Raw genomic sequence first — 1247 nt, 5'->3', positions numbered from 1 at the left:
GGCGCCGGCACCACGACGCTCACCGCCGCCAACAGCTACGCCGGCGGCACCGCGCTCAAGCAGGGCCGCCTGAACGTCGGCAACAACCTGGCGCTGGGCACCGGTGCGCTGGCCATGGACGACGGCACCACGCTCGGCTTCGCGGCCGACGGCCTGAACCTGGCCAACAACGTCGTGCTCACCGGCAACAACGACCCCGTGATCGACACCGGCAGCTTCAGCGCCACGCTCAGCGGCAGCATCAGCGGCGGCGGCTTCATCACCAAGATGGGCAGCGGCACCCTCACGCTGTCGGGCGCCAACAGCTACACCGGCGCGACCGACGTGGCCGAAGGCACGCTCAAGGCCGGTGCCACCGGCACCTTCAGCGCGGCCTCGGCGCACACGGTGCGCAGCGGCGCCACGCTCGACCTGGCGGGCTTGAGCCAGACGGTCGCCTCGCTCGCCAACAGCGGCACCGTCTCGCTCGTGGGCACCGCGCCGGGCACCACTCTCACCGTCAATGGCGCATATGTGGGCAACAACGGCGTGCTGCGGCTGGGCACGTTCCTCGGCGACAGCACGAGCATGAGCGACCGGCTGGTGCTCAACGGTGCCAGCGCCTCGGCCAGCGGCCGCACCAGCGTGCAGATCACCCAGCTCGGCGGCCTCGGTGCGCTGACCACGGGCAATGGCATCGAGGTGGTCTCCGCGCTCAACGGCGCCACCACCACCGCGCAGACCACCAAGGACGCTTTCGCGCTGAGTGGGGGCCATGTCGATGCGGGCGCCTTCGAGTACCGCCTGTATGCGGCCGACGCCAGCGGGGCCGGAGAGAACTGGTACCTGCGCTCGACCACCACGGCAACGACCCCAACGACAGGCGCGGGCGGATCGACGGGCGGCACCACGGGCGGTACAGGCCCCATTCCCGCGCAGGTGCCCACCTACCGCGCCGAAGTCCCGCTGCTCTCCGCGCTGCCGAGCCAACTGCGCCAGCTGGACCTGGCCATGATTGGCAACCTGCACCAGCGCATCGGCGACGACGACGTCAAGACCGGCGGCCTCGCATCGGGCGGCGAAGAGCGCCGCGCCTGGGGCCGCGTGATCGCGGCGGACATCGACATCCGCCAGCAAGGCACCGTCGCGCCGCACAGCAAGGGCAACGTCAAGGGCTTCCAGGCCGGCACCGACCTGTTCGCCACGTCGAACTGGCGCGCCGGCGTGTACGTCGGCCAACTGGACGGCAACCTCAAGGCCAGCGGCTT

At 71.1% G+C, this 1247-nt stretch carries 1 protein-coding gene; it reads left to right on the top strand.

Features of this window, described 5'->3' with window-relative positions:
* Positions 1–1247: autotransporter-associated beta strand repeat-containing protein (locus M2282_RS31010; RefSeq protein WP_280812604.1), on the top strand; the 1247-nt coding region annotated here is incomplete at both ends.

Source organism: Variovorax boronicumulans, assembly GCF_029892485.1.
Taxonomy (GTDB): domain Bacteria; phylum Pseudomonadota; class Gammaproteobacteria; order Burkholderiales; family Burkholderiaceae_C; genus Variovorax; species Variovorax boronicumulans_B.
The sequence above is the reverse complement of the archived record's forward strand: the minus strand, read 5'-3'. Positions and strand labels throughout refer to the sequence as shown.